The following is a 7,825-nucleotide window of genomic DNA, read 5'->3' as shown; positions in this document are numbered from 1 at the left end:
GGCGGCTTCCGCGGACGCGGCGTCGGAGACGTCGCAGATCACGGCGGTACCCTGGATCTCGGCGGCGACCTGCTCGGCAAGCTTGGCGTTGAGATCGCACACCGCGACCTTGGCGCCCCGGGCGGCGAGCGCGCGGGCGGTCGCGGCCCCCAGTCCCGATGCACCGCCGGTGACGATCGCGGCCATATCCTTCAACTGCATGATGTTCTCCTCCGAGATCTAGGTCAGCGTGAATACCTTGGCCGGCGGCGCCGGCGCGTAGAGCGCATCGATCAGCGCCTTGCGATGATCGAGCACCGCGCGCTGGTTGATCGAGCCCTTGTCGGTGACCTCGCCGCGGTCGATCGACAGTGCCGTGTCGATCAGGACGGCGCGGGTGATCCTGGTCGACGAGCCCGTCGAGGTCGAGAGGAATTTTTCGAAGCGCTCACGGAAGGCGTCGCGGATCAGCTCATCGGCCGCGGTCGCCGGGAGATTGTCGTGCGGCAGCGTCGGATTGATCAGCCGGCAGCCGTCGAGATCGAGCAGCACCAGCGCCGAGACCTCGTCGCGGTTGATGCCGGCGATCACGACGTCGCGCACCAGCGGCGCGCAGGCCGCGATGAAGCGCGCGCGCAGCGGACCGACGCTGACCCAGGTGCCGCTCGCCAGCTTGAAATCTTCCGCGATGCGGCCGTCGAAATCGAAGCCGGCATCGAGATCGGCGGGATCGGCAGGCTTGATGGCGTCGCCGAATTTATAAAAGCCTTCCTCGTCGAAGGCGGCCTTGGTCAACTCCGGCTGACGCCAGTAGCCGGGCGTAACGTTCGGCCCCCTGGCGCGCACCTCGAGCTTGCCGTTGTTCGGCACCAGCTTGGCGTCGTTGCCGGGCACCGGCAGCCCGATATGGCCGGAGCGGCTGCTGCGGGGATTGACCGACATGAAGAACGGCCCGCTCTCGGTCGCGCCAAGACCCGTCAGCATCGGAACGCGAGTGCCGGTCTCGCGGACGGACAATTCATCGAGTCCGGTCCAGATGTGGGGCGCCAGCGCCGCGCCCGAGAAAAACATCGCCTGCAGGCGGCCGAAGAAGCGTGTCCGCAGTACGGCATCGTCGCGCAGATACGGCAAGAGCGACTCATAGCCCTTCGGCACATTGAAATAGACCGTCGGCGACACCTCGCGCAGATTGCGCACGGTTTCCTCGATGCCGCCGGGCATCGGCTTGCCCTGGTCGAGATACATCGAGCCGCCATTATAGAGCACCAGCCCGATATTGTGGTTGCCGCCGAAGGTGTGGTTCCAGGGCAGCCAGTCGACGATGACCGGCGGTTCGTCTTTCAGGAACGCCAGCGTCTCACGGATCATGACCTGGTTGGCGCAGATCATGCGCTGGGTATTGATCACCGCCTTGGGATTGCCGGTGGAGCCCGAGGTGAGCAGGAATTTCGCGATGGTGTCGGGACCGATCGTCTCATGCACCGCATCGAGACCGGTATGAAGCGGTGTCGCCATCAGATCGGCGAGCAGCATGACGTCGCGCCCGGCCACCGCGCCGTAGGCTGCGGCGATCTCGATACCGACAGGCACATTGGCGGTCAGCGCGTCCGAGAACTTGTCGGCATCGTCGGCGAAGACGAGCCCGGGCGTCAGCAGCTTCATCAGATAGGCAAGCTTGCCAAAATCCTTCGAGACCAGCGAGTAGGCCGGCGACACCGGGCAGAACGGAATCCCCGCATAGAGCGCGCCGAACGCCATCAGCGCATGGTCGATCGAATTGCCGGACAGGATCAGAACCGGCCGCTCGGCCGAAAGGCCGCGCGCCAGCAGCGCGGACGCGATATGCCGGCTGGAGGCCAACAGCTCCGCGTAGCTGATCTGCCGCCAACCTCGGCCGCCCTCGCGCTCGGCCATGAAGATGCGATCTGGTGCTGCGGCCGCCCAATGATGCAGGCGATCGGTCAGGCGGGGCGGATAGTCGCCGAGCGGACGCTTCGGGCGCAGATAGATCGTGCCACTGGCCTTGCGCTCGATGGTCACGGCGGGGTCGCTGAACGAAATCGCACGCAGCGGGTGGGCGCTGCCGGCGCGGGCCAGCGCCTCGCTTTGTTCCACGGCCGTCACGATGTCGGCTGGCGCGCTCATGTCAGGTCGGTTTCACCTTCGCGGTCTTGCGCTCGAGAAAGTCCCTGATCCGCCGCTTGGCCTCCTTGTCGCTCTGCGCCACGGTCGCCATCAGCGACTCCATCAACAGGCCGGTCTGCGGATTGGCCTCCGCGATCATCGGCAATGCCTGCAGCACGGCGAAATTGGTCAAGGGCGCATTGGCCGCGATGCGCTCGGCCAGTTCCATGGCCTTCGGCAGCGCGCCACCGGCCTCGGTGAGATATTGCGCGAATCCGTAAGCCGAGCCTTCGGTCGCAGAATACACCCGCCCGGTCAGCATCATATCGGTCATTCGGGCGACGCCGATCAGCCGCGGCAGCCGCACCGATCCGCCGCCGCCGACGAAAATGCCGCGCTGGCCCTCGGGCAGCGCGAAATAGGCCGATGGCTCGGCGACGCGGATATGCGCGGCGCAGGCAAGCTCAAGGCCGCCGCCGATCACCGCGCCCTTCAGCGCGGCGATCACGGGCACGCGGCTATACTGGATGCGGTCGAACACCCGGTGCCACATCTGCGAATGCCGCAGCCCCTCGGTGGCATCGTGCTCGGTCAGTTCGGACAGATCAAGGCCGGACGAGAAATGCTCGCCGATGCCATGGATGACGACCGCGCCGACGTCGTCGGCCAGATTGGCAAAGCAATCACCGAGGCTGAGGATGATGCCGTCATTGAGTGCGTTGCGCTTGGCCGGACGGTTCAGGCCGACGGTCAGGACCGCCGCCTGCCGCTCGATCCGAAGCAGCGCGGATGGATCCGCGGTTGCGGCGCTGACGGCGTTTCCCATGGGTCCGTTATGTCCTGCTTGGAATAGTTATATTCTATAACGAATTGAAGTGGAGTCAATGTCGTCGCGCTCCAGAGGGCAATCCAAATCATGGCTTGCTGCAAATTCACGGATGGATGAGTTCACGGTATAGCGGCAGTGCCGCGCGAGTCTCCCCTCTCGAAGCGAACACCGATTTCTCCCTCCCTCGGGCAGCGCCCCTCCCTCGGCAGCGGATGGTGGGCAGAGTGGAAGAACACACTGGGAGCAGTGGAGAGAGCGCTCTGCATCGAGGCAGGCAGTTCCACCGCAGCCGTCCTCCAGGAGCGGGTAAGAGAGCCGACGGTCACAGCACCTGATGCACGTCGATGACGACGCGGTCGGCGTGGCGGGCGGCGGAGGCTATGAAGATGTGCTGCATCAGCCAGCGATATTTCTCGGCTCCGGTTTCGAACCGCGGCACGGTGCGGAAATAGATCAGGTTCGGGTCGACCGGCTCGCCGCGCTTCAGTTTCTGCAGCAGATCGAGCGGCCCGAAGCGGATGCCGCGGTTCTCGACATAGACCACCGCGCCGTCATCGGTCTCGAAGGCGTATTTCGCCTCGAGATCGATCAGCTCGTCGGGTCGGATGATCTGGAAGTCGGCGCCGAAGGCGCAGACCTGGCCGTTGATGTCGGGCCCGCGCACCGCGCCGCCGACGATCGGGATGATACGGCGGACGCCGTAACCGGTATCGCCGGCGCTGGTCACCGGGCCGATATGGGCGGTGATGGTGAAGACATATCTGGTTTGCAGCAAGGGTTGCATCAGTGTGCCATCATGCGTTGCGGCAGCCAGGTTGCCAGCAGTGGAAACGTGATCAAAATCACCAGCCGCACCAGGTCGGTGGCCACGAACGGGATGACCCCCTTGAAGATCGTGGTGAAGGAGACGTCCTTCACCACGCTCTTGATCACGAACACGTTCATGCCGACCGGCGGATGGATCAGGCCGAGCTCCACCGTCATCACGATGATGACGCCGAACCAGATCGGATCGAAGCCCAGATGCATGACCACCGGAAAGATGATCGGCACGGTGAGGATGATCATGGCCATCGCGTCCATCAGGCAGCCGAGCACCAGATACATCAGCATGATCACGGCGAGCACGCCATAGCTGCCGAGCCCGAGACCGGTCAGGAACTCCGTCACCTTCTGCGGGGTCTGCGTCACCGTGAGGAAATAGCCGAAGATCAGCGCGCCGATCAGCACGGTGAAGACCGCGGCCGCGGTGCGCGTCGCCTGTAACAGCGACGTCAGGATCTTCTCGCGGTCGAGCCGCCCGGTGACGACGCCGATCAGGAACGCGCCGGTGGCGCCGACGCCGCCGGCTTCGGTCGGCGTGAAGCGCGGCAGGAACGGCAAGCCATAGAGCCCCCCGATCACGAACACGAACAGCAGCACCGGCGCCCAGATCTCCCGCAGGCCCGCAAAACGCTCGCACCAGGGCAGCGGCGGTGCCTTGGGCAGGAAGCCCGGCCGCAGCAAGCCGATCGCCCCGATCGTGACCATGTACATCGTCATCGCCAACAGGCCCGGAATGATGCCGGCGATGAACAGCTTGCCGATGTCCTGCTCGGTGATGATGCCGTAGACCGCGAGCACAGTCGAGGGCGGAAGCATCGCGCCCAGGGTGCCGCCGGCCGCGATCACGCCGGTGGCAAAGGATTGCGGATAGCCGAAGCGGCGCATTTCCGGATAGGCCACCGCCGAGAAGGTCGCGGCGGTCGCGACCGACGAGCCGCAGATCGCGGCAAACCCGCCGCAGGCCGCAACCGTGGCTATGCCGAGGCCGCCGCGCAAGTGCCCGACAAAGCCGTTGGCGGCGCGGAATAGGTCGCGGCTCATGCCGGAATTGCTGACCAGGGTTCCCATCAGCAGAAACATCGGGATGACGCCGAAGGTGTAGTCGGTCACCGTGCGCATCGAGGTCTGGCCGACCAGTTTAAGCGCGGGCGTGAAGCCGACGAGGTAACCGAAGCCGGAGACGCCGACGAGGCCCATCGCCATGCCGACCGGCACACGCAGCAGCATCAGCCCGAACAGCGAGACGAAGCCCAGGATGGCGACGGCATTGGTGCTCATGACCCGCTACTCCGTGCCCTTGACCCTGGGATCATGCATCTCCTCGGGATGGAAGATCAGCCGGTAGGTACGGATCGCGATCAACAGCACCGCGGAGACATCGCCGACCCAGGCCACCGCGAAGAACGGCCACACCGGCATGTGCATGTCGAAGGTCAGCACGTGGTCGTTATAGGTGCCACGTACCTTGTCGAACAAGGTCCAGGTCTGCACCGTCACCACGAACAAAAGCACCAGGGTCGCGAACACGTCGATCAGGCGCTGATCGCGCGGCGAGACGTTGCCCCAGACCAGATCGACCGTGATGTGGGTGCCGCGATAGCTGGTCGCGGCGATTCCCCAAAAGATCAGGATGCCGAGCAGCATGCGCCCGATGTCGAAAGAATCCGGGATCGAATAGTTCAGCGTGTTGCGCAGCACGACCGAAAGAAAGATGTCGAGTGCGACGATGCCGACGAAGCCGGCGGCGATCCATTCAATTCCGTCGATGAAACGATCCATCGAAGCGCGCTTCATATCAACCTCACGCCTACGCTTGAATTTTCCGTTCAATTGTGACCGCTGCCGGCAAGCAAACGGCGGCAGGAATCCCGCCGCCGCTGCGACATCCGTGATCAGCGCCTATTGCGTCAAGGCGTTGTACTTGGCGAGCGAGGCCTTCAATTCCGTCATGGCAGCATCCGGATCGACGCCGGCCTTCCTGACGCCGTCGGCCCAGGTCTTGAACAAGGGGTCGGCCGCCTGCTTCCATAGCGCAGTCTGTTCCGGCGTCAGCTTGTAGACGTCCTGACCGGGCTCAGCCCTGATCTTGTCGATGCCGGCATCCTCGAACTTGCCCCAGGGTTCGCCGACGCGCCCGGCGGCCTCGGTATTGCAATTGTCGTCGATCGCCTTCTTCTGATGGTCGGACATCTCATTGTAGACGTCCTTGTTCATCACGAAGACGAAGGTGGTGACATAGAGCGGCGCATCCATGTGGTACTTGGTCACCTTGTCGACGCCGAACAGCACCAGCGAGCCTGCCGGGAAGGTGACGCCGTCGGCGACGCCGCGCTCGATGATGTCGCGCACTTCCGGCGCCGAAGACTGCACATTGGTGCCGCCGAGCAGCGTGACGAAATTCGCGATCGTGGCGTCGGCGGGACGAATCTTCATGCCCTTGACGTCCTCGGGCACCACGATCTTCTTGCTGCGTGTGTGAAAGGACGAGGGCGTGTGGATGAAGGCGAGGCAGAACTTGACGTCCTTCATCTCCGTGCCGGCATATTTCCGGTACCAGGCGTCAAGCCCCTCCGAGCCGCCCTTGGCGTCCGACATCAGGAAGGGCAGTTCGCCGGCGGCGATGATCGGAAAACGGCCGGGCTGATAGCCGGGATTGACATAGGTGACGTCGGCGATGCCGTCGCGCGCCATGTCGTAATGATCGAACGCCTTGCCGAGCTGCTGGGCGGGAAAGATCTGCGATTTGATGGTGCCGCCGGATTCCTTTTCGACCGCCGCAGCCCAATCCTCCAGCGCTTTCTGCAGCGGATGCGAGGCCGGTACCCAGTGCGAAATCTTCAGATTGAAGGTCTTTTCCTGCGCGCCCGCAGGTGTCACGGCGGCGGCCAACAGCAGCGCCAGCAACATCTTCCTCATCGGCATCGTCTCCCTCAGGCGGGCTTTGATGGCCCTTTGCAGTTATTGTTATATGATATAATTATCATTGCAAGCCCGCGGCAGCGCCCGCGAAGCCTCATGCTTGAAGCCTATCGCATCGGGAGGAGCAAGTATTGCGGACAAAAGTCGCAATCATCGGCGCAGGTCCGGCGGGATTGCTGCTCGGCCAATTGCTCCGAACCTACGGAATCGACAACATCATCCTGGAAAGGCACACGGCGGATTATGTGCTCGGCCGTATCCGTGCCGGCCTGCTCGAGGAAGGGACCGTCGGCTTGCTCGACGAGGCCGGTGCCGGCGGCCGTGCCCATCGCGAGGGCCTTGTGCATGACGGCATCGAGCTGGCCTTCGGCGGCGACCGTCACCGGATCGACATGAAAGCCCTCACCGGCAAGACCGTGATGATCTATGGCCAGACCGAGGTAACGCTCGACCTGATGAACGCGCGCAAGGCGGCCGGGCTGACCACGGTCTATGAGGCGGCCGACGTCACGCCGCATGATTTCGATACCGATCATCCCCGCGTCAGCTATGTCAAGGACGGCCTCACGCACGGGATCGCCTGCGACTTCATCGCCGGCTGCGACGGCTTTCATGGCGTCAGCCGTGCCAGCGTCACGCCGCAGGCGATCGAGACGTTCGAGCGGGTCTATCCGTTCGGCTGGCTCGGCATCCTGTCGGAGACGCCGCCGGTCAGCCATGAATTGATCTATTCGAACCATGCCCGTGGCTTCGCGCTCTGCACCATGCGCTCGACCCACCGCAGCCGCTATTACCTGCAATGTTCGCTCGACGATCATGTCCAGCAATGGCCGGACGAGCGGTTCTGGGATGAACTGAAGCGGCGGCTCGATCCCCGCGCGGTCGACGACCTCGTCACCGGGCCGTCGATCGAAAAGAGCATCGCGCCGCTGCGCAGCTTCGTCGCCGAGCCGATGCGGTTCGGACGGATGTTCCTCGCCGGCGATGCCGCCCATATCGTGCCGCCCACCGGCGCCAAGGGGCTCAATCTCGCCGCCAGCGACGTGCACTATCTCAGCACCGCACTGCGCGAATTCTACGACGAAAAATCCGCCGCCGGCATCGACCATTATTCGGCGAAGGCGCTGACCCGGGTCTGGAAAGCGGTGC

At 64.1% G+C, this 7,825-nt stretch carries 8 protein-coding genes; 1 reads left to right on the top strand and 7 read right to left on the bottom strand.

The features are described 5' to 3' along the window. From WCB02_RS19500 to WCB02_RS19470, 7 genes are all read right to left on the bottom strand, one after another. The coding region (locus tag WCB02_RS19500) for an SDR family NAD(P)-dependent oxidoreductase (protein ID WP_423960542.1) at positions 1 to 201 on the bottom strand (201 nt) is incomplete at its 3' end. Positions 202 to 219: 18 nt separating this feature from the next. Continuing rightward, positions 220 to 2,124 (bottom strand): feruloyl-CoA synthase, encoded by a 1,905-nt coding sequence (locus WCB02_RS19495; protein WP_423960540.1) that lies wholly within the window; start codon positions 2,122 to 2,124, stop codon positions 220 to 222. A gap of 1 nt (position 2,125) precedes the next feature. Next, on the bottom strand, positions 2,126 to 2,929 hold the full coding sequence (locus tag WCB02_RS19490; RefSeq protein WP_423960537.1) for a crotonase/enoyl-CoA hydratase family protein: 804 nt from the start codon (positions 2,927 to 2,929) through the stop codon (positions 2,126 to 2,128). A 325-nt stretch (positions 2,930 to 3,254) separates the two neighbouring features. Then, a complete protein-coding gene (locus WCB02_RS19485; RefSeq protein ID WP_423960535.1) occupies positions 3,255 to 3,716 on the bottom strand; it encodes a DUF3237 domain-containing protein in 462 nt (153 codons plus the stop codon). Then, positions 3,716 to 5,035: a TRAP transporter large permease gene (locus WCB02_RS19480; protein ID WP_423960533.1), complete on the bottom strand. Its 1,320-nt coding sequence runs from the start codon at positions 5,033 to 5,035 to the stop codon at positions 3,716 to 3,718. The genes WCB02_RS19485 and WCB02_RS19480 overlap by 1 nt, the downstream gene beginning before the upstream one ends. Before the next feature lie 6 nt (positions 5,036 to 5,041). Further along, on the bottom strand, positions 5,042 to 5,551 hold the full coding sequence (locus WCB02_RS19475) for a TRAP transporter small permease (protein ID WP_423960531.1): 510 nt from the start codon (positions 5,549 to 5,551) through the stop codon (positions 5,042 to 5,044). 105 nt (positions 5,552 to 5,656) lie between these two features. Beyond that, positions 5,657 to 6,673, bottom strand: a complete 1,017-nt coding sequence (locus WCB02_RS19470; RefSeq protein ID WP_423960529.1) for a TRAP transporter substrate-binding protein — start codon at positions 6,671 to 6,673, stop codon at positions 5,657 to 5,659. Between the two features lie 134 nt (positions 6,674 to 6,807). On the opposite strand from WCB02_RS19470, the gene pobA reads away from it, so the two are divergent. Further along, a partial coding sequence (gene pobA / locus WCB02_RS19465; RefSeq protein ID WP_423960526.1) for a 4-hydroxybenzoate 3-monooxygenase occupies positions 6,808 to 7,825 on the top strand: 1,018 nt, incomplete at its 3' end.

Source organism: Bradyrhizobium sp. (genome assembly GCF_049581145.1).
In the GTDB taxonomy this organism is placed as follows: domain Bacteria; phylum Pseudomonadota; class Alphaproteobacteria; order Rhizobiales; family Xanthobacteraceae; genus Bradyrhizobium.
The sequence above is the reverse complement of the archived record's forward strand: the minus strand, read 5'-3'. Positions and strand labels throughout refer to the sequence as shown.

Bases quoted from the DNA above. Each gene is read 5' to 3' on its own strand.
- WCB02_RS19485 (WP_423960535.1), bottom strand. From the start codon at position 3,716: ATGCAACCCTTGCTGCAAACCAGATATGTCTTCACCATCACCGCCCAT.
- WCB02_RS19490 (WP_423960537.1), bottom strand. From the start codon at position 2,929: ATGGGAAACGCCGTCAGCGCCGCAACCGCGGATCCATCCGCGCTGCTT.
- WCB02_RS19480 (WP_423960533.1), bottom strand. From the start codon at position 5,035: ATGAGCACCAATGCCGTCGCCATCCTGGGCTTCGTCTCGCTGTTCGGG.
- WCB02_RS19475 (WP_423960531.1), bottom strand. From the start codon at position 5,551: ATGAAGCGCGCTTCGATGGATCGTTTCATCGACGGAATTGAATGGATC.
- WCB02_RS19470 (WP_423960529.1), bottom strand. From the start codon at position 6,673: ATGAGGAAGATGTTGCTGGCGCTGCTGTTGGCCGCCGCCGTGACACCT.
- WCB02_RS19495 (WP_423960540.1), bottom strand. From the start codon at position 2,124: ATGAGCGCGCCAGCCGACATCGTGACGGCCGTGGAACAAAGCGAGGCG.